Below are 20921 nucleotides of genomic sequence, written 5' to 3' on the forward strand. Positions count from 1 at the left end.
TTTTAGTTTTTTTCAACGGCTGGCCTCAAACCAGCCGTTTTCTTTTTTGTTCAACGCTAGACATGGGGATTTGCCGAGGGGCTTTGGAACTTCTTGTTTCCGTGGCACGCCTTCCGGGCTCTGTTGTCGTCCGCTTCCTGCGGAAGCGGATTCGCGCCATCGTGGCGCCGACAAAGGCCACTCCAACAAGAAGTTCCAAATCCCCTCGTCAAATTCTGCTACCGACGAAAAAAGATCGCCCTCTTTTAGAGGGCTCCTTTGGGTTCGACTAGAATAGTGGAATTTCGAATTGGGTGTTTTGATGCGCTAGATTTTTTTTGCTCTACTTTTTTTCTAAGAGGGCTTCTAGTTTTTTTAGTCTTGCTTCTAGGTCTTCGTTTTTCTTTTTTACTGTTTCTAGTTCGGCTTCTACCGATGCGATGTCTCGCTTCTGTTCTTTGTGAACTTGTTTGATGGCTTCGCTTAGTAGTGGGACGAAGCCGCTGTAGCTGACTTGTTTGTAGCCGTTTTCGCCCTCGATTACTAATTCAGGGACTACTTTTTGTACTTCTTGGGCGATGTAACCTATGTGGCGGTCTTCGTCTCCGTTTTTCCATTGGTAGGTTTTGGCTTGGAGATTTAATACTTTGTTCAAGGCATCTAGGCCTAAGATGTTATCTATGTTTTTCTTTAATCTAATATCTGAGGAACACGACAAGGAGCTCGTATTTGGGGTTACTGTGCAGGTTCCTGTGTCGTTTTGGAAAGCTGCTACGGCGCCTGCGCCTGTGACCAATGCGTGGAGTTTGTAGGATGGATTGTTTGTACCAATACCTAAACCCGTCGCATTGATACGGCCTACTTCAGATCCTGCAACTGAGAAACCTACTCCTGGGTTTGTCCAGAATATGCCCGTTGTTGTCGACCCACCAAATCCATAGGCTGGAGTTGCGGCTGATGTTCCCGCTACGTTGTACATATAGGCCGAGTACGATCCGTTCAATCGGAAAGCTGAGGCTGACCAGCTTCCTAAGAGATTTCCGTTTCCTGAGAAACCGATATATCCGCCGCCATCAAATAGACCTGTGGTCGTAGAGCTCGCAAATGAAATGGATGGATTGTTCCACGCGCCTTGCAACGCTTTAAATTTTCCGGTCATCGACACCGTACCATCTGCTTTGAAGTCGCCACCGGCAGCAGGCCAAGCTGCTTTACAATCAGCGCCGATACAAAGTTCGGTTGCCTTAACCTTGCCGCTGACTTCTAACTTTTCACTTGGGTTCGATAAACCTACTCCAACATTACCTGCCGCTGTGATGTGCAGTCTTTCCGTACTGTCTGCATCGCCACTTGCCGTCGTGTAAAATCCTAAACTTGCAGGAACTGATCCTGATGGTGGAGCACCTTCGCCTTTTGCGATAAGGTAGGCTCCACGACGTGAAGATGTGCCATCATGACCGTAGAAAGAAACATATCCGAGCTCGTCACCGTCTTGGGTGGCTGCATAGTTGCGGTTTTTCCAAAAACTAAAGGTCGGTGCATTCATGTTGTTGCTGTTGTTTTCAAACGCTGCAGCATTCATCACATGTAGAGCTGCACCTGGATTGGACGTCCCAATACCGACGTTTCCAGATTGTGAAATTCGCATCGCTTCTGAGTTTAGAGGTTTAAAAATGATATGGGCATTGTCATCGCCATCATCCATCGTACGAAATTTCAAACCGTCATTGTCGTACATCATTTGAAAATAATCTGTCGAAGAATCCCATGAACGATCCATGCGAATCGAACTGTTCCATGAGTCGTCAGCTTCGGTGATATGCAGTTTTGATGTCGGGCTACTTGTTCCGATACCTACGTTTCCTGCATTATAGTACGCGGTTGATCCTGCACCTTGTTGCCACAAGTTTGCTGACGCCGGCAAACGAGCGGCATCAATAGTTCCGGCTGTGATCTGGTTGGCGTTGATGCCAATTGCTTCGCAAGTAAAAGCGTCAGTCAAAACACTCCACTGCATTTTTTCGTTCACGGCACACGCGGCGGGCAATTGCGAAGCCCCCGCAACTGTTCTTAAATCAGAAAAGTTCAAATACGTCGCAGTTAAGGCAGTTCCGTTCCATCGATACACTTTGCCTACATCCGCCCCTGGAATGGTTCCCGAGGCGATCGCATTTCCCTGCATTTTTGCGACTGAGGGATTGGGATAAGTTCCACTTAAATCGCCACCCGCAGCTCCCGATGGTGCACGCGAATCCGTAAATCGTGCATCGTCACCAGCTGCTACAGTCCCCGCGGTAGTTCCCACATTCACAGTTAACTGAGGAGTTGTCGTGCCGGTTGCAACAGTCAAATAGGCATTCGCACTTGTCACATCCGTGACAGTCCCAGACCCGCCTGCTGCTGGCCAAGCCGCTTTACAATCAGCGCCGATACAAAGTTCTGTGGCTTTAACTTTACCGACGACTTCTAATTTCTCAGATGGAGAAGCCGTTCCGATACCCACGTTTCCGTCATTTTCGATTCTCATTTTTTCAGATGGCGATGTCGAACCGTTTGTGGTGTTGCGAAAAGCAAAAGCAGTCCCGTGTCCAGTGCCCGTCCAATTTTCTGAAGCCATAATTCGTATTTCAGCATTATTGGCCCAAGCCGAACCGTCATAACCACCGCTAGAAAAACCAACGATGACATCGGATGCTTGCAAGGCCGTCGGTGCAGCCTTCGTTCCGCGAGCACGATAACCATGAAACCACGAAGAATGAGTATCTGAGTATTGAATTCCGGCCAAGTACCCGCCGTAGTTCGTACCTTCCCCTTCGACTGCCAAACCGTTTTTATAGGGATGAGCCGCTGCGGAAGGCTGAATGCTGACGATATTTAAGGCCGTACCCGGTGTCGTCGTTCCAACACCGATATTTCCAGCGACATAATTAATTGTGGAACCAGCACCCGTTTGCCACAAATTAACAGATGCTGGCAATCGAGCGGCATCAATAGTTCCCGCCGTAATTTGATTGGCATTTAAACCAATTGTTTCACAGGTAAATGCATCGGTTAAAACACTCCATTGCATTTTTTCGTTTACGGCACACGCCGCTGGCAATTGCGAAGCTCCCGCCACTGTTCGAAGATCAGAGAAATTCAAATATGTTGCTTGTAAAGCTGTTCCATTCCAACGATAGACTTTCCCGACATCAGCTCCTGGAATAGATCCTGAAGCAATGGCATTACCTTGAATTTTTTCAACCGCTGGATTGGGATAAGTCCCACTAAGATCACCACCCGCAGCGCCAGAAGGAGAGCGTGCATCCGTGAAACGAGCATCATTACCCGCAGCCACGGTTCCCGCCGCCGTTCCAACATTGACAGTCAGTGAAGGCGTTGTTGTTCCATTCGTCACTGTTAAATACGCATTGGCACTCGTCACACCTGTCACTGTTCCCGATCCGCCGCCACCCGCAGGCCAAGCTGTTTTACAATCAGCCCCAATACAGATTTCAGTCGCAGTAAATTTCCCGGGAATTGTCAGGTCATTTGCAGCTTTTAAATAAGTCGTACTTGTGCCCGCTGCCAAGGCAACAAGCTCCGCGAAATAGGCTGGCGTTAGTGCCGCGACACTTTGTGGAACTCCTGCTCCATCTTGCACACGCAGAAGATGGCTTGCTTGAAAGCCACCCACTTGAACCGCCTCAATAGAGATTGGAGAATATCCTATCGCTTGAGCCGGTAAATCTTCCCAACCCACAAATGATCCGTCATTAAACGAGACCTGCAAACGACGGCCATCTGCGATGTTCGGAGTATACTCCGTTCCGAAAGCACAATTGCCGGTGAAGGTAAATTTAGAACGATTGGCAAAAATCTTATCCAAGCTCCAATTCATTGTATCAGTACGAGCACCTGTGCCATCGCCAATGGTAATTGAAAACACACCGTCCGTTAGTGAAAGATCGCGTGTGGTGGTTTCTTCATACATCAAACAGTTTTCATTTCCTGGTGTACGAATCTGAATTTTAAATTGAGTTGACGTTTTGACTGGCTCTCCAGAAGGGAGAAGCAAACGTCCGTGGTAAGAAATCCCTGTCGTCGCCTGCGAGCTATTCGCAGCCAATAAAAAGAACAATGTGGCTAAAACTGTATATGCTTTCAACATTGTTCCTTCCGTGAGATGCCCGCACCCGTGCGCTCATCGCACTGTTAAGTTTCCTTAACTGACGTATCGGAACCACTTGAAACTTCGAGAGATTCATTGTGCGACAATAGAGTCAAAGCGAGTGAAGCTCAAGAGAGCCACTCGCTTATGAAATGTGAGAGTCTAGGAATTTCCGAGGAATTATTTCTTTTGCAAAAGGGCTTCAAGCTTTTGCAAACGTGCCTCAAGGGATTCGTTTTGTTTTTTCAAAGTATCGACTTGCTTCTGCAGTGATTCGTTTTCAGCTTTCACCGACGCGATATCACGTTTTTGCTCATGATGAACTTCTTTGATCGCTTCACTGAGGAGCGGAACAAAACCCGAATAACTCACTTGCTTATAGCCATTTGCTCCTTCAATAACAAGCTCAGGAACAACCTGCTCAACTTCTTGAGCTATATAACCAATATGACGGCCGCTATCGCCGTTTTTCCATTGGTATGTTTTAGCTTGGAGATTCAAAACTTTGTTTAAAGCATCGAGTCCTAGGATGCTATCAATATTTTTCTTCAAACGAATATCAGAAGAACACGAAAGCGAACTTGTGTTTGGAGTCACTGTACAAGTACCCGTATCATTTTGAAAAGCTGCGACGGCTCCAGCACCAGAGGTATACGCATGCAAACGCGCTTGCGGATCACTCACGCCAATACCAAAGTAACCATTTGTACTTTTAAAACGCGCGATTTCTATACCACTAATACCAAACATAATAGGCGTTGAATTATCCATCGATGCAACGGCCATAGCGTTTGCAAATGCACCAGTTCCGGAGTTTCCGTACCCGACCACACCCTTCATGCCTCCAAGTGCCGTCAAAAACGAAATCGCAGAATAGCCATCAGTTGCATTATTTTGTACTGTCATCATCACGTCAGACGATCTCGAGCTCGCAATGGCGGCCGTAGCAGTATAGACAGAACCAAAACCACCTGTGGTGACCTCAACCGCAGAGGCGCCTATCGTTCCCGAAACATCCAACAAATATCCAGGCGTCGTCGTACCAATACCGACTCGTCCATTTTGATCGATACGCATACGCTCGTTGGATGCAGTCGTTCCGTTCGCTGTCGTATTAAAGACAATGCGTGAGCCTTTATCAGTTCCAGTCCAAAATTCTGAAGTTTCTAGCGTGATACCTGGTGATGAGGAATTGCTCGACCAGTTTGATCCATCGTAACCATAACCTATGAGACTTAAAAGTCCTTTGCCAGATTGAACCGCCGTAGGAGCTGTTTTATTATTGAGAGCCCGATATCCCGAAACAATCGGACCTTCTGTCGACGAGAAGGTCCGAGCGGCGATGCGTCCACCATAACTTGTACCTTCACCTTCGACGATCATGCCAGCACGGTCTGGTTGAGCGGTACTACTCGGTTGAGAGCTGTACACATGCAGAGAGGTTGCCGGAGTCGATATCCCAACACCGACTTTTACAGCGACAGCGGTGTTGCCTAAAACAATATTTCCGTAAGTGGTGCTACCGTTGTATCCGGGACTCAGAATGATATTACCTGGAGTTCCTCCATTTACTGAAGAACCTGCATTCATTGTGATATTTCCGCCGTTTTGCGCAGCACTGACTGCACTCGCCCCGGTGCCAGCATTTATGGTAACGGATCCGCCTGCACCTTCGACTGCCGCTCCCGAAACTATCGAGATACCCTGCCCATTGGTTTTTGAGTACCCACCGTAGATGAGCATAGATCTGCCAGGTGCAGCTCTTAACATACCCGAAACAGTAATGGCGCGCCATTGATTGAGAGCGCCTGCCCATTGATAGCGCATAATTTCGTTATTAAAAACCCCATTGACTGCACTTGAATATCCGTCGCCCCACGTATCACCGCCAGTGAGGTTGACACGCACTTGATAGCTCGGTGACGAGGCGGACCCACCAACTTCGACCCACCAGCCATCCGGCAAAGTACTTCCCGCAGGTAAGTAGACATTCCGGTTTGCGCTGATTGAGAAAAGATAGTTTCGATATCCATCTACTTTGATCAGAGTTTTATCAGCGGTGAGAGTTTCTGAAATAAAAGGAGCCTCAGAAAGAGTGTTCCATCGAGTGCCGTCGCTGTACTCAGGCAAATGGGATTCTGTATTATAACGAATAAGCCCATCAGCGGCTGCAGGTTGTTGTGCCGTCGTGCCTTTCGGTAAGCGCATCGCTGAAGTGATATCTCCCATATCAAGCGGATATGCTGGAGAAGCTGTGCCAATCCCTACATTTCCTGTAGCGCGATAAACATCACCAGAAGCGGACTGCCATACTTTTACAGAGGCTGGCAATCGCGCTTCATCAATCGTGCCTGCAGTAATAGTCGAGGCGTCCAGGGACCCAATCGATTGACAAGTAAATGCATCAGTGATCACACTCCATTGGATTTTTTCATTCGCGGCACAAGCTGCTGTTAACTGCTGAGCCCCCGCTGCCGTTCGCAAATCACCAAAATTTAAGAATGTCGGAACCAAGTTCGTTCCATTCCAACGATACACTTTACCGATATCAGCACCAGGAATTGCTCCAGAGGCGACTGCATTGCCTTGGATTTTCGCAACAGTTGGATTCGGATACGTGCCGTCTAAATCACCTGCAGCTGCTCCCGTGGGAGCACGCGAATCTGTAAAACGCGCATCATCACCAGCAGCAACAGTATTTGCACCAGTTCCGACGTTTAAAGTTAAAGCAGGTGTCGATGTTCCGGTCGCAACAGTTAAATAAGCATTTGTACTTGTCACGTCTGTGACTGTTCCTGAGCCACCACCTGCTGGCCACGCAGCTTTACAGTCAGCACCGATACAGAATTCAGTGGCTTTTACCTTACCATTTACTTCGAGTTTTTCTGAAGGAGTCGTTGTGCCGATACCAACGTTACCGCCTGCGAGAACACGAACGCGTTCTGTATTGTTAGTTTTAAAGGCTAAATAACCGTTTTCATAGTTCACAAGTTCCATGTTGCCAAACACTTGTGCCAATGTTCCGCCATCGGTCGCCGTATTTCCTGTATTCGCACTTCGCAACATGATGTCAGCGCGAGCAACAGAACTATATACATAGAGAGATCCGTCTGTTGAATATCCAGTTGGTTGTTGACCAATAAAAAGAGTTCCTGGAGCGACAAATTTTAATGTCGATGCAGCCCCTAATGCCCCTGCATTGTTGAACTGAATCTCACCATCACCACCTGCAGGAGTTGCACTACCGCCTGTTGGCCAAGCAGCCTTACAGTCGGCACCGATACAAAGCTCTGTTCCTTTGATTTTACCTGCAACCTCTAACATTTCAGATGGAGTCGTAGTTCCTATACCAACTTTTCCGTCTGCAAGAATGCGCATGCGTTCAAGGCCATAACCACTTGTGTGAAAGCCAATATACCCACTTTCACGATTCACAATTTTCATATCGTTGTCTTCATAACGAAATACAAACCCGTCATTGAACGCCGTTCCCGCAGTGCTGTTGCTCATGCGGATCGTAGCTGTATTAATGGGACTTGATACAAGAATTCTTTCATCATTTCCACCTACAGCTGCAGGCCCCATGACTAATGTGCGATAGGTCGTGTTGTATTTAAAGAAATCTTCGCCACCCAATGCGCCACTGTTATTGTACTGAATATTTTCGTTATTCCCGCCCGGCGCAGCGGAAATCGCAGGTAAGCGAGCCGGATCAATCGTACCGGCCGTAATTTGATTGGCATTGATGCCAATGGCCTGACAGGTGAATGCATCAGTTAAGGCACTCCACTGCATTTTTTCATTTACCGCACAGGCGGCTGGCAACTGAGAAGAACCAGTAACAGTTTTCAAATCACTGAAATTCAAATACGAAGCTTGTAAAGCTGTTCCATTCCAACGATAGACCTTACCCACATCAGCTCCAGGAATAGTTCCTGATGCCACGGCATTGCCTTGGATTTTTTCAACGGATGGGTTTGGATAAGTTCCACCTAAATCACCACCAGCAGTCCCTGATGGAGCACGTGAATCTGTAAAACGAGAGTCATTCCCAGCAGCGACAGTGTTTGCAGTCGTACCCACATTCAGAGTTAATTGCGGAGTCGAAGTTCCATTCGTCACTGTCAAATAAGCATTGGCACTTGTCACATCCGTCACCGTACCAGAACCGCCACCACCGCCTGCAGGCCACGCAGTTTTACAATCAGAACCGATACAAATTTCCGTCGCCGTGAATTTACCTGGGATCGTCAGATCATTAGCCGCTTTCAAATATGTCGTGCTCGTACCTGCCGCTAAAGCAACAAGCTCTGCAAAATATGCTGGCGTTAATGCTGCCACGTTTTGCGGATTGCCGGCACCGTCTTGCACGCGCAACAAGTGACTTGCTTTAAAGCCACCCACTTGCACAGCTTCCAAACTGATTGGAGAATATCCGATTTGTTGCAGCGGAAGTTCTTCCCAACCTGCAAATGATCCGTCATTAAAAGCCACTGACAAACGACGGCCGTCTGCAATATTTGGTGTGTACTCAGTTCCTACCGCGCAATCACCCGTGAATGTAAACTTCGAACGATTGGCAAAGATCTTATCCAAACTCCAAAGCATGGAGTCAGTACGAGTTCCCGTGCCGTCACCGATAGTAATTGAAAACACACCATCACTTTGTGACAAGTCACGTGTGGTTGTTTCCTCATACATCAAACAATTTTCAGTGCCTGGTGTACGAATTTGAATTTTAAATTGAGTCGAAGTTTTAACAGGCTCACCCGACGGAAGCAGCAAACGACCGTGATAAGAAATCCCCGTTGATGCCTCGGCAAACGAAGGCAACAAAAAGCCTGCGATCAACGCTGAAACAAGTTTGATTGTTTTCATCGCTGATCCTCTGAGATAATGCGTCCCTGAACGTTCTGATACACTTTGTACTGTCGGACATTGGATGTTTGAACTGTCTCGGAAACTAAGGCACCTGCAGAGGCTTGAACAAGGTACCCGCGCACATTGGTTGGAACATATTGAGTGGAGCTTGATACAAACTCACCGACCGGTTTACTGAATGAGATCGTATTGCCGTCATCTGAAGCAATCGGAGCGATCATTGCATCCATACTGCAACCGACCAAGGGTAAGCTTAGAGCTATGATAAATCCATACAGTAGACGTTCCATATGGGTACTTATCGGAATTATTCGAATTTTTATAAGCTTTTAAGTGGCTTAATTAATAAAAATGAACGTCACTCAAATATGAAACTCATATATTTGTGACCAATTGAAACACATAAATTGGATCACTCGAAATAAAAAACCCCATGTAGATTAAACATGGGGTTTCCATTAAAAACGGGATCAACCAAAGAGATTTAGGCTAGAAATCAGCGATCAAATCAGCAAGCTCTGGATAATCCACGAATGGATTGCGGTTGCCTTGAGATTTGAAGATTTCACCGTTACGGCGAACTTCATCTTCATCAACTGGATCTTCTTTGTTCCATTTACGAAGAGCGGCCTCTTCTTGTTGGCTGATTGGAAGATCATAACGAGTTGAGAAGTAGAACAATGCGCGAGCCACGTTACCGCGATGACCGCGTGGTGGTTCAAAAACTTCTTGTCTGCCACCTGCTGGATAGCCGTAACGAGAAACACCGTTACATTTCAAAGTTTTCAAATCTTTTGTCACTTCGCCAAATGGGTGGTTGCCGCGAATCGCGTTCAACTCAGAGTCAGTTGGATACAAGTGATGCATATCAGATTTTTGCAAGTCTTTACCGAAACGACCTGAGAAGCGGCTTTGTGGCCATGTGTGCTCAGTGTTCAAAACTGTGTTGTCAGGGATTTTTTTGAAATCCGGTGGATTGCTAGAAAACTCGCTGCTTGTACGCTCTCTATCGCAGTACATGTCGCGAATGCCGTAGCTATCGCCATGGTTTACAAGATAGTAACCACCAAGAAGAATCACACGAGCCATGTCGTAACCGACAGCACGGTGAGAGTAGCAACCAGGACGACCGTCACAGCTGCTCACAAGCTCATCCAAACCACCTGCATGAGGAGCATGGAAGCTACGGAGAACTTTTTTGATCACCAAGAGCATTTCTTGGTTGCTTGTTCCGTTTGCTAAGCTTGCGTAGAATTCATCCCCGTAATAAGGGATTTGAGTTGATTCGGATGCTGCGTGAGCAGAGCCAAAAGATAATAACGATAATACAATCACTGACTTAATGAGCTGTGTAAGCTTCATTCGGGTCCGCCTTCTAGTTCGGGTGATGTTCAGCCTCTTTGTTGCGAGAAATCTGGCTCAATTGTAATATTTATGTCAACAGCAATATAGAAAATGCAATGTCAGGGTTCTGTTAGGATTATAAAACCCTTTAATCACAAGGCTTTCAAGGAATGATAGAGAATTTTGATGCTGCGCAAACAAAAACGGACTCAACGATGTTAAGCCTGTCTTTTGACCTTGTTCAAAGTTTTGAGCGACATCAAAGTAAACTTGTAGATCACAAAAAAGAACACAGGCGCAACAATCAACCAGGCCAACATCGCCTGTAACAGCGCCCAACCGTAAGAAATAAAAAATGCCTGAGGCGCCTCCCAGAACTCATGCACAATTTTTTCGGGATTCACTGAAACCGCAGGAGCGCGACAGATCCACGCACCAAGTTTTAAAAACACAGGAATCAAAATCAATTGCACAGCTGCCATTCCATAGTTCACGGCCTGGGCGACTGCATGATTAAGTTTCAATAAATAACAAGCAATCAAACACATCGTCGTCGTCACACCAATGAACGGAAAAATCGCACACGTCGCACCGACAGCACAGGCCAAGGCAATTCCTTCAGGACTTGTCCCCTGTTTGAGTTGCTCAATAAAAAAGTTTTTAATTTTAGTTAGCACTGTGAGTTTGCGGCTGAGGGCGCAGACGATAAACCGCACCAGCAAGAAGACCAAACACTGTTCCACCTAAATGAGCGGCATAAGCCACACCACTGCCAAGTCCCTCAGGGGTTGACCAGAAACTTGCCAGGTCAACTAATAGAAACAACGGCAAAATAAGCAGCGTCGGCAAATAAATAAAACCATCTTGTCCCATCATCGGAGGCGCAACAAAGAAATAGCGCACACGCTTACGCGTTTCTGCCAAACAATAAAAGGCTAACAGCGCACTGATAGAGGCACTCGCGCCTACCATCGGAACAGTGCCGTGAAACTGCGATAGCAAAAAGCCCGCACCGCCAGCAACACCACCCAAAACATAGATAAAGAGCAGCATGCCACTTCCCACCAGGCTTTCAACGGCTGCACCCATCACGATCAAGAAAACCAAATTCGAAAATAAGTGCATCCAGCTAGAATGCGAGAATTGATAGGTCAACCAACTGAAAGGTCCCGTCGCCAATGAACTTAAACCGAAGCGATAAAGCATTTGTTCACGATACAGTTTACGAAATTCGGCGAAATCTTTTTTCCACGTAGCGATCTGCACTTCGTCGCCCCAAAACTTCATCCCCTCGCCTGCTTCGACAAATTTGGCATCACGAAGAGCATAAGACCCCAGAACCACCAAATGTTCTGGATCATGTGGTTTCATTTCATGAACCCATGAAGGTTTGCTATAAAGTTCCTGCGGGCTTTGTTCTTTTAAATATTGAAAATACAGACGCCCTGTCAGGGAAAGTCCATCTTCGGATAAAAGACGAGAACTTCCATAATAGCTAGAGGTTCCATCAAAGATCAGAATAAAAATAAAAATATTTAGCACCGCAAGCGTGATCGTCAGCGGAAATCGGTCGTATGCTCGAAGGTTCTCTGGACAAGGTAGAATCATTCGATGTCGTACCTTCCCTTAAACACTTCCAACCAGTGTTGGGATTCACTTTGGCTTGCCGGAACACGGCCCTTAGTGCTTGTCGTATTTTGCAAAGCCCAGATCGAGCGCACAAATTTCTTTTCTAAAGCCGACTCAAAAACTCCGACCTTCTGCAATTTTTCAATTTGCTTCAAGCTTCCCGAAAAATCGCGGCGCGTATAGAGGTCTTCAATCTTTAAAACTTGCTCGGTCCAAGTTTCTTTGGCGTCGACCACAGGTAAAGTACGAACCTCGCCAGCAAGATACTTCACAACCGTGCATTCCTTGTCAGACGACGAAGAGCATAATTTCGCCAAGTAATCTTTTTGCGTCGTTGGATCGCTCACCACATACATCGCAAGATAAGCCATCCCCTGAGCGTTAACAGGATCTGACCATAATGAAGCCTCGGCTTCTTTGCGCAAGCACTCGGAAGAAATCGAATTTAAAAGAAACAATGAAACAGCTGCATCTAAACGCTGAATGCCTGATAGCTCTGCATCTGGCATTTCACTGCAATACATTTTTGCATCGACTGGCGTTTTATAGTGACCGAGTTGCAATTCTTGATACTCGCGCAAAGCAAAAATCGTTGCAAAAAAAGCAGCAAAAATAAAACTGACGCGCAACCAAGAAGAAATAAATTTTTCCTCAATCGGAAGTGGACCGGCATCCCCTTGTTCCTTCAGTGTTGCCACCATGGTATCGCTGGCTCTCTCATGAACCGCACGACGAAGTGGATGACTGAGAATTTCCATGAAAGGAATACCCAAAGTTAAACAACTCAAAGTCCACAACGACGCTCGCAACAAACACTGAGGGTAAGTCAAATGACCGCGAACCACTGGATAGCTGTATACGCGCATTTGCATGAACTTCTGTCCCGGAGTTGCCTGCCAGAAAAACAAGAAAATAGATTGGAGAAAGGTCACCAAGGCGGCAGTGAATCCGACTATAAAGAAAATCGTGACATAACCTTCGACAGATCTTGTGTCGAAAAGAAAATACATTTTCGTCTGACGCAAAAGTCCCGCAATAAAGAAACTCACAACGGGAGAAAAGATAAGAAAATCCAAAAGAAGCGCAAGGAAGCGATCCCCGACAAATGCAACTTTTGGTTTCTTTGGAAGCGCTTGTTCTACAGAGCCACGAGGGGCCGATAAGTCAGGAAATAACATACCTTTCGTATCGGCCTGAAACAGAAAACACTGAAGAGATTAGAGATTCATTACTGATTGATTTTGATAGCCTGAACTCGACCTTGATGATCGAGCTCAAAAGTTGCTGTCCCGACGATTGTCTTATCGGAGTCAATCAAGTTGAAAACTTGGTTAGAATCCGTCGTCGCTGTTAGACTTGCTTCTGAATAATTCAAACCGAATGCTTCCGCGTACTGACGCAAGAATGCAGGTTTGTCATCAATAGCCATGGGTTGTTCGCCGGCTTGAGCGTCGATAAATTCCAATTTTTCGATACGACCTTGATTGAGTTTCATTCCGTACTTCCCTTCTAGGTAAGCAAAGATCAACTCATCACGCAATGTCGGCTTTTCAGCCAAGTTTGCAAATAGGTTTGCTTTATCATTTGAGATTTTTTTAGCGAGATCATGTTCCCACTTGATGTCTTTGGCAAAAACACCAGGTTCAAAACTAGCGACTTGACGATTTCCAGAGCCAGAAAGACTGCGATCTGGACCATTGACCAACCACTGGTTTAAAAACACGGTCATCAAAAGTACCGAAGCAATAGATAATACCAAGACAGCTTTTTGCTCTTGTGCTTTATCTTGAAGTCTTTTCTTCACAGAATGCTCCTTAGGAAACTCGATTACTTTTGAACTCTCCATGCACTTCGCCCCTCGCAACAAGTTACATATCGGAATGTGAACCAAACAATTAACGACTGACTCTTCTTGTTATTGCGAAGTCTGTGCCGTCTTTAATTCTAACCTAAGTGTTTTGATTGAAAAAGTTTTTATCAGACGCGCAAAAGATGTTTGACGTCTCACTTTGATAATCTCATTTTGGATCTGAAATTTCTAAAACAGAATGGTCTAGTCGAGGGCTCTTTTTACCCAAGAATCAACGCCCGCCTGCATTTCCGGCAGATAATAGTAAAGCACTTTATCTATCTGAACTCCTTGGCCTTCGATGCGGTACTTCTGCACACTTTCGTAAATGGCCTCGGGAATTGAAATCTGAACGCCTGGCGCCACTTCATCCATCGGATACCACACCCCAACGAGGAGTTGACCTCGGGAAGGCGCACCTTCGATTAACGCTCCCCGTCTCTCTTTGAGAGCCTGCGCGACCATCTCCGCCACTGACGCGGATTTACCATCGACAAGAACACGAACTCGCCCCGTAAAACACGGACTCTGTGGAAAAGTTTTCAGCACAACTTCGCGATGGGAATTCAAAACTTTCAATTGTTCTTCGTCTTTTAATTCATTCGGAAGTTCAGCCTTAGCACCTTCAAAACGCGGGCGCACTAAACTTCCAATCTCAGTCGGTTCACACATGAATAAAGATAAAAATCTTAACCCCGCAACGAAATTGCCACCGGCGTTGCCGCGCAAATCCACGATCAGGTATTTTGTTTTTTGCATTGAAGTGGCCATTTTCTTGAGTTCCGTGTCTGAGAAAAATTCTGCGCGGAAAGATGGAATTTTTAGCACGGATTTCGATGCAGCCACTTCTTTGACTTCCACTTTTTCATCGCGATTGACAATGGCAGGCTTTAATACCACCGTCCAAGATTTCGCAGCCCGTTTGATTTCATAATTGCCCGCTTCGGTTTGTGCAGTCCACGGACTTGGTTGGCTTTTGTTCAACTGCACAATTACATCGCCTACTTTGAGGCCGACTTTTTGCGCAGGAGAACCGGGATGAATTTTAAAAATAACAAGTTCACTATCGACGAACTGACTTTCAATGCCCGTCTCTTTGGCTTCTCCATTCCAAATCTCTTTCACTTCGGACGGATTGTAAATTTCTAAGTGGGAAACTTTTAAAAGAGACAAAACATTATTGATGTCTTTAAGAATAAGAGCTTTGGAAGTGGAAGGCGTCACCAATTGGCTGCGCTTCAAACACGTTTTCTTCCAATCAGAAATCACGCTGTCATCGAGATAAATTTTTTCAGCGACGAAGTCGCAGACAACAGGATAGGGATTCACAAAGCTTTTTTGCAAAGCCAAGTGAAAGGCGCCATAAGCGCAGACCACGAAGATCAAAAGAGGAAGTAAGTAACGACGCATTTTTAGGTGGTTTTACTTAGAAAAAGAAAGACCGAGTGGCCTTCGCCGCTCGGTCTTGCACTTGTCCTTCTACTAGAAAGACTAAGCTGCAACTTTCTTTTTACGAGCAGCTGATGGATCGATGTGGTATTGCTTTACTTTACGGTAAAGAGTTGCACGACCGATACCCAAAGCTTTCGCAGCTTCAGTCAAATTACCTTTGTACTGAACAATTGCGTTCTCGATTGCTTGAGCTTCTAGCTCTTCCATTTTTTGTACGTTTGCAGAAGAAGAACCCGCACCCGTTGGGAATTGCAATACGTTGCTACCGCCTTCTACTGTTACAGGGCTAGAGCCTGAAACAAGAGCTGGTACACCCGCCATAAGTTGTTGTCTGAAGAAAGTATTATCTAGACCTTCTCTCCATTGCCCATACGAATACGCATGAACTGTCACATCGTAGTTCTCCCAGTACTTCTTCGCATTGTCGATGGTTTCCTGGTTATCACTTACTACGATCATTACTGTGCGTGACATTTCGTCCCTCCATTTTGAAACATTATCAAACTCAAATTGACTCACTTTGTACCTATCGGCGTTTCATGGTGAGAATTTAGGGCTAGGTGCAATTTTTTTTTGAGACACCTTAAACCCTCCAAAGGACTTGGGATTTGCCTCCGACTTTAATCCGTATTGACATATGTCAGCTGGAAATTACGACGAATCAAGGACTTAAGCCTGTCGTGTTTCTAAGCAGGCCTCTCTGGATTTTTCACCCCTCACATCTGTCTCATTTAAAATATCCCTAAGGGAGGCTTTATGGAAAATGAACTCACGCCACGTGATCCCCTGATGAAGGGAACACTCCAGCTCTTAAAGCCTTCTGAATCATTTCATAAAAGAGTGCGCATTTTTTTTGAAGAATACGGTGATGCCTTCTTAAATCCGGAACTGATCTCAAGCTTTTATGCTGATTGCACAGTCGCTGCCGATCCGAGCTTTGTCGGAGGCCTTAAAGGTTCCCGTGAAGTTTTAAAAGAAATGAAGAAGGTCGTTGAATACCAAAAGAAAACCGGAATGCGTTCACTCTCCCCGATCGCCGTTGAAATAGGAGAAATCGCGTCTCCTCATTATCTCGCGATCGTTACTTGGGGTGCCTTTTTTGAAAAAACTGGCGACAAGTTGGTATCGTTTAAGATCACCTACATTCTTCGAGAAAAAGAAGAAACGTTTCAAATTATCGCATCGATTTCCCACGAAGATGAACGGCGCATGCGCTCCGAACTGGGCATATTGACTTAGCAATCTCACACGATTCCTTCATCGGAGGAATCAGAATCAAACGTGACTGTATTGCTGAGAAGCTTAAGTAAATACTATCTTATATACATGTCAAAACTCTCCAGAAGAACTCTGCTTCACATCTGCACAAATGCACTTAGCGGAATGGCACTTTCACAAGTTTTGCACCTTGAGAAAGCTCAGGCTTTTATCGGCATGCGTGTGCGTAAGGCAAAAAAAGCAATTATCTATACCTCCGGAAAACTTTTCGCCTGGGGCACAAACACCAATGGTCAGTTCGGAAACGGTTCAACCACCAGCACGTCAAGTCCTGTACAAACGGGGGCGCTCACTACGTGGACCAATATTTCCACGAGCGGCCCCCATTCGCTTGGAATTCGCGAGGATGGGACTCTCTGGGCTTGGGGTGTAAATGATGACGGAGAATTGGGAACAGGAAAACTCAATCGCTTCGTGGCAAGTCTCGAAATGATTTCCAGTGCAACAAACTGGATTTCAGTTTCCGCCGGAACTGGAAGCGGTCTTGCAGTAAAATCCGACGGAACACTCTGGGGATGGGGTTACAATTCTCAAGGAGAATTGGGACTAAATCATGCAAATGTAGTTTCAACTTTTACACAAATCGGCACAGCATCCGATTGGTCGTCAGTGTCCTGTGGCGGAGCTTTTTCTCTGGCCTTAAAAACAAACGGAACTCTTTGGAGTGCTGGGAACAATTCATTTGGGCAACTCGGTCTTGGCACTACCACGAACGTCTCCACCTTCACCCAAATTGGAACAAACTCAACATGGAGTCAAATTGCCGCAGGAGCGGATCATGCGCTGGCTCTGACAACAGCAGGAACTATCATGTCGTGGGGGAGAAATCTCAACGGCTCTCTCGGCCATTCCAATACAATAAGACGTAGCTCGCCGATTCAAGTCGGTGGCTCCACAGACTGGGTGGCAATTGCTGCTGGCATCAACTCGTCTTCATTCGCTCTCAAGGCCGACGGAACTCTATGGGGCTTTGGTGCAAATTCGTATGGCCAACTCGGTATTGGAAGTACGACGAATGTTTCGGGTCCTACACAGGTTGTCGGCTCTCAGCTTTGGACAAAATTTTCGGTAGGCTATGGATACACGGCGGCCATTGCCACTGACAATAGTCTTTGGGGCTGGGGCACTAATTTCTCATCATTTGTTTCAACTCCCGTACAAATTGGCTCTGCCTCGTCATGGTCCGCTGTAACTGTCACACGTTTTCCAGCACTGGCAATCACAGCAACTGGAACTCTTTGGGGTTGGGGTACTAACTCGCCATATTACGCCACTGGTCTTTACGGAAATGGCACGACTTACTATTCAAGTCTCCAACAAGTTGGCAGCGCAACGTGGGTAAATGTTTGGGGAGGTGATCAATTCACTATCGCCAAAAAATCAGATGGCACACTCTGGGGAGTGGGCTTAAACACAAATGGTCAACTACCTGTGCCTCGGACTGACAAGAGTTCTCCTGTACAAATCGGAACAGATACGGATTGGCAAAATGTATTTGCGCGATCTGCTTTTAGTGGCTACTCGATGTTTTATCGAAATGTCAGTTCGGGAATTAAAACAAACGGTACAATGTGGCAGTGGGGATACGGTAGTACGATCACGCCATCGCAGGTTGGCACCGACACAAACTGGAGTCAAATTTGCGCAACTGGTTCGAACATTTGTTTTCTGGCGCTTAAAACGGATGGCAGTATTTGGTCGTGGGGTTCAAACACCTATGGTTGGCTCGGGCTCGGAGACACCACAGATCGCAGCGTCCCGACACAAATTGGAAGTAACACGTGGACAGCCATTTCCGCGGGGAGCAGCTGCTTTACAGCGCTTCGAAGCGACGGGACTGCGTGGATTTGGGGAGGTTCAACAGGGGGACTTGTTAGCCCTGATAAAAGCTCCCCTGTTCAGATTGGCAGTGGAACCACATGGTCATCTATTTCCGTTGGCTCTGATTTGGTGTTACTAAAAAATCTCAACGGCACCCTTTGGAGCTGGAATGGCACAGCCGTCACGCAAATAGGAACAGCTTCTGATTGGGCAAAAGTTTTTACTTATAACGGCGTTCACATGGCCATCAAGTCGAACAAAACATTGTGGGTGTGGGGATTTGCAAACTACGGCGAACTCGGAAGCGGCGCCACCACCCTGTTGAGCACACCTGTTCAGCTGGGAAGCGAAAACAAGTGGCTTAAAATTTCACTGGGATACTATAGTGCCTTGGGAATTAAGCATAGTTAACGGAACATGAAAAAACTTCCTCGAGAATAGGTGTTTTGCGCCTGGGATTGATTCCTTTTGCAATGGAAACGGATGATTAAAATCATAATCTTTTGATTTTGACTCGCATTTTTTGTTCCCTTACATTCCCGAACATGTCGAGAGCATCGGATTACTTACTATCGCAATACCAGCAACGTAAAAACCGCAACCCGCGCTATTCTATTCGAGCGTTTGCTCGAACACTGGAAATCAATCCGGGTCGTGTCAGCCAATATTTTGATAACGAGCGTCCGATCACTAAAGCCGCCGGAGCAAACATTTCCGCAAAGCTTGATTTGGATGAAACTCAAAGAACTTACTTCTTACACTTAATCGAACTCGACACCAAAGAACGTCGTGGTGAATACGTTCGTCGCATCAAAGAAGACGAGCTCTCCATGATCGTTGAATGGTATCACGATGCGATTCTAACATTGGTCAACACAGCAGACTTCAAATTTGATTTTGATTGGATGGCACAAAGAATGGGTCTCCCCGTCACATTGATTCAATCTTCTTGGGAACGCCTGGAGCGTCTTGGCTATGTAAAGGTCGAAGGCAATAAAGTTATCACTGATGCCTCCCCTCTTTTAACGACGTCTGATATTCCAAGCCATTACTTGCGCTTGTCACACAAAGACTCATTAAAAAATATCATCGACAACATTGACCAAGTTTCCGTTGAAAAACGCGATGTCTCTTCCATTACATTGGCTGTCGATCCAAAAAAGCTACCAAAAGCAAAAGAGATGATTCGCACTTTCCGTCGCCGTCTTGCAAATTACCTCTCACAAGGTAAAAAATCGAGCGTCTACACAATCAATGTTCAACTCTTCCCTCTTTCAAAGGACTAGGAACAATGAAACAGCTTCTCGTACTTTTCATCACGCTGGCTCCGCTTTTTTCTCACGCCGTTAAATGGGTTGAACGCGGTAATGGTGGCTTCGTTCTAAAATGTAAAGATTCGGAAAACCAAGTTTTTGATATCTATGAGGCCCGAAAACGCTTCCAAGTCTTGGATCAAAAGAATTTGAGTTCCGTTGATGAGCGCGTTCAGTACCTTCTCGGCAAAATTGAAAAGGTCAATCCTTCGCGAGCGGCCCTTTATCGTGGCTGGTATGCAAGCTTTATGGGGGAAAGTGAATTCCTGGATGGTGTCGAGCTAACACCTGTTCCTGATATTGGTCTTGGTATAAAGCCTAAAAATTGCGATCTCGAACTTGCGGTCTTTCAGCGCGAACCCGATGCTTTGAATAAGAAACGCTATGTGATCAGTCTCGATCTTTGGAATTCGCTCGATAATCTGAATAAAGCAGCCCTGATCATCCATGAAATCACCTATCGCGAATTGATTGAAGTCGGTTCTATGCATCAGACCTCAGAAAGCACACGCTATTTCAATAGCGCCCTTCATTCCGAAAAGTTCGAATATTTAACCATCCAAGAATATCTCTCTCTTTTGCAAAACCTTCGTTTCCCTCGTGCGGATTACAATGGCTATACGATTCGCCTGATGTACACGCTCGAAAACATCAACTGGCGCATATCGAATATTGAGTTCCATGCAAATGGTGCATTAAAAATGGCGTTGCTTGCCAACGATGGACTTATGGAAACAGGAAACACTCGATATATCCAATGTCTTCCTTGGGATTCGACTATTCATTTCAACGAAGACGGAACAGTCGCTCAGATTCGTACACTTGGAACATATAAGCCTGATTGCGATACCGCCTACATTTACCAAGAAGGGACTACGAAAATTCGTTTCGAAGCTGAACAGTGGACCTTTGACAAAAACGGTCAGGTCAATAAAGTTTCAGGATCTCTTGATTTTAGAGACACACCGACAGCCATCGTGATCAACGGAATACTGCTCACTCGTGATAATCAAGCTCACTATAGCGACCGCTATGATGTCTCAGTGAAATTGAATTCAGATGGCAAATTGCATGCCTTTGAGATCCAACAAGTTTCTTCTCCTTGTTTTCGCAAAGAGTCTTCTCGGATCGAATTCAAAATCGGCGTCAATACACCACCACTAAACCTCAGCAGTCAAAAGTTTGCAGAAGATCTTGCGAAGCTTCCTCTTTGCAAGAAATAGAG

At 46.0% G+C, this 20921-nt stretch carries 15 protein-coding genes; 5 read left to right on the plus strand and 10 right to left on the minus strand.

The features are described from left to right. The first annotated feature begins 83 nt into the window (after positions 1 to 83). Entirely contained in the window at positions 84 to 272 is a 189-nt protein-coding gene (locus tag ACLWOR_RS15730) for a hypothetical protein (protein WP_413941743.1), read from the plus strand. Between the two features lie 50 nt (positions 273 to 322). Here the strand turns inward: ACLWOR_RS15730 and ACLWOR_RS15735 are convergent, their stop codons facing one another. From ACLWOR_RS15735 to ACLWOR_RS15780, 10 genes are all read right to left on the minus strand, one after another. Next, positions 323 to 4129 (minus strand): tail fiber domain-containing protein, encoded by a 3807-nt coding sequence (locus ACLWOR_RS15735; RefSeq protein ID WP_413941744.1) that lies wholly within the window; start codon positions 4127 to 4129, stop codon positions 323 to 325. A 180-nt stretch (positions 4130 to 4309) separates the two neighbouring features. Next, entirely contained in the window at positions 4310 to 9007 is a 4698-nt protein-coding gene (locus tag ACLWOR_RS15740; RefSeq protein WP_413941746.1) for a tail fiber domain-containing protein, read from the minus strand. Continuing rightward, on the minus strand, positions 9004 to 9300 hold the full coding sequence (locus ACLWOR_RS15745; RefSeq protein ID WP_413941747.1) for a hypothetical protein: 297 nt from the start codon (positions 9298 to 9300) through the stop codon (positions 9004 to 9006). The genes ACLWOR_RS15740 and ACLWOR_RS15745 overlap by 4 nt, the downstream gene beginning before the upstream one ends. A gap of 199 nt (positions 9301 to 9499) precedes the next feature. After that, positions 9500 to 10372 carry an endonuclease I family protein gene (locus ACLWOR_RS15750; protein ID WP_413941748.1) on the minus strand — a complete coding sequence of 291 codons (873 nt, stop codon included), beginning with the start codon at positions 10370 to 10372 and terminating at the stop codon, positions 9500 to 9502. Positions 10373 to 10572: 200 nt separating this feature from the next. Further along, positions 10573 to 11031 carry a DUF2062 domain-containing protein gene (locus tag ACLWOR_RS15755; protein ID WP_413941749.1) on the minus strand — a complete coding sequence of 153 codons (459 nt, stop codon included), beginning with the start codon at positions 11029 to 11031 and terminating at the stop codon, positions 10573 to 10575. After that, positions 11021 to 11962 carry a rhomboid family intramembrane serine protease gene (locus tag ACLWOR_RS15760; protein WP_413941750.1) on the minus strand — a complete coding sequence of 314 codons (942 nt, stop codon included), beginning with the start codon at positions 11960 to 11962 and terminating at the stop codon, positions 11021 to 11023. The genes ACLWOR_RS15755 and ACLWOR_RS15760 overlap by 11 nt, the downstream gene beginning before the upstream one ends. Next, a complete protein-coding gene (locus ACLWOR_RS15765) occupies positions 11959 to 13161 on the minus strand; it encodes an RDD family protein (RefSeq protein WP_413941751.1) in 1203 nt (400 codons plus the stop codon). Before ACLWOR_RS15765 ends, ACLWOR_RS15760 begins: the two co-directional genes overlap by 4 nt. A gap of 50 nt (positions 13162 to 13211) precedes the next feature. Continuing rightward, entirely contained in the window at positions 13212 to 13787 is a 576-nt protein-coding gene (locus ACLWOR_RS15770; protein ID WP_413941752.1) for a hypothetical protein, read from the minus strand. Positions 13788 to 14036: 249 nt separating this feature from the next. Next, complete coding sequence (locus ACLWOR_RS15775; RefSeq protein ID WP_413941753.1) at positions 14037 to 15242, minus strand: S41 family peptidase; 1206 nt, start codon at positions 15240 to 15242, stop codon at positions 14037 to 14039. Between the two features lie 81 nt (positions 15243 to 15323). Continuing rightward, positions 15324 to 15758 carry a helix-turn-helix domain-containing protein gene (locus tag ACLWOR_RS15780; protein ID WP_413941754.1) on the minus strand — a complete coding sequence of 145 codons (435 nt, stop codon included), beginning with the start codon at positions 15756 to 15758 and terminating at the stop codon, positions 15324 to 15326. Positions 15759 to 16040: 282 nt separating this feature from the next. On the opposite strand from ACLWOR_RS15780, the gene ACLWOR_RS15785 reads away from it, so the two are divergent. The 4 genes from ACLWOR_RS15785 (at position 16041) to ACLWOR_RS15800 (ending at position 20919) form a co-directional block, all read left to right on the plus strand. Further along, positions 16041 to 16523, plus strand: coding sequence for a hypothetical protein (locus ACLWOR_RS15785; protein WP_413941755.1), 483 nt, complete (start codon positions 16041 to 16043; stop codon positions 16521 to 16523). 87 nt (positions 16524 to 16610) lie between these two features. Further along, positions 16611 to 18794, plus strand: coding sequence for an RCC1 domain-containing protein (locus ACLWOR_RS15790; RefSeq protein ID WP_413941756.1), 2184 nt, complete (start codon positions 16611 to 16613; stop codon positions 18792 to 18794). A gap of 134 nt (positions 18795 to 18928) precedes the next feature. Next, positions 18929 to 19669, plus strand: a complete 741-nt coding sequence (locus ACLWOR_RS15795; protein WP_413941757.1) for a DUF4423 domain-containing protein — start codon at positions 18929 to 18931, stop codon at positions 19667 to 19669. A 5-nt stretch (positions 19670 to 19674) separates the two neighbouring features. After that, complete coding sequence (locus ACLWOR_RS15800) at positions 19675 to 20919, plus strand: hypothetical protein (protein ID WP_413941759.1); 1245 nt, start codon at positions 19675 to 19677, stop codon at positions 20917 to 20919. Positions 20920 to 20921 lie beyond the last annotated feature (2 nt).

The organism is Bdellovibrio sp. HCB2-146 (genome assembly GCF_047345725.1).
Lineage (GTDB): Bacteria > Bdellovibrionota > Bdellovibrionia > Bdellovibrionales > Bdellovibrionaceae > Bdellovibrio.

What these genes read in the sequence shown, in the direction of transcription:
- ACLWOR_RS15745 (WP_413941747.1), bottom strand. Translation starts at nt 9,300, where the DNA reads ATGGAACGTCTACTGTATGGATTTATCATAGCTCTAAGCTTACCCTTG.
- ACLWOR_RS15775 (WP_413941753.1), bottom strand. Translation starts at nt 15,242, where the DNA reads ATGCGTCGTTACTTACTTCCTCTTTTGATCTTCGTGGTCTGCGCTTAT.
- ACLWOR_RS15760 (WP_413941750.1), bottom strand. Translation starts at nt 11,962, where the DNA reads ATGATTCTACCTTGTCCAGAGAACCTTCGAGCATACGACCGATTTCCG.
- ACLWOR_RS15795 (WP_413941757.1), top strand. Translation starts at nt 18,929, where the DNA reads ATGTCGAGAGCATCGGATTACTTACTATCGCAATACCAGCAACGTAAA.
- ACLWOR_RS15785 (WP_413941755.1), top strand. Translation starts at nt 16,041, where the DNA reads ATGGAAAATGAACTCACGCCACGTGATCCCCTGATGAAGGGAACACTC.
- ACLWOR_RS15790 (WP_413941756.1), top strand. Translation starts at nt 16,611, where the DNA reads ATGTCAAAACTCTCCAGAAGAACTCTGCTTCACATCTGCACAAATGCA.
- ACLWOR_RS15735 (WP_413941744.1), bottom strand. Translation starts at nt 4,129, where the DNA reads ATGTTGAAAGCATATACAGTTTTAGCCACATTGTTCTTTTTATTGGCT.
- ACLWOR_RS15750 (WP_413941748.1), bottom strand. Translation starts at nt 10,372, where the DNA reads ATGAAGCTTACACAGCTCATTAAGTCAGTGATTGTATTATCGTTATTA.
- ACLWOR_RS15800 (WP_413941759.1), top strand. Translation starts at nt 19,675, where the DNA reads ATGAAACAGCTTCTCGTACTTTTCATCACGCTGGCTCCGCTTTTTTCT.
- ACLWOR_RS15740 (WP_413941746.1), bottom strand. Translation starts at nt 9,007, where the DNA reads ATGAAAACAATCAAACTTGTTTCAGCGTTGATCGCAGGCTTTTTGTTG.
- ACLWOR_RS15765 (WP_413941751.1), bottom strand. Translation starts at nt 13,161, where the DNA reads ATGTTATTTCCTGACTTATCGGCCCCTCGTGGCTCTGTAGAACAAGCG.
- ACLWOR_RS15780 (WP_413941754.1), bottom strand. Translation starts at nt 15,758, where the DNA reads ATGTCACGCACAGTAATGATCGTAGTAAGTGATAACCAGGAAACCATC.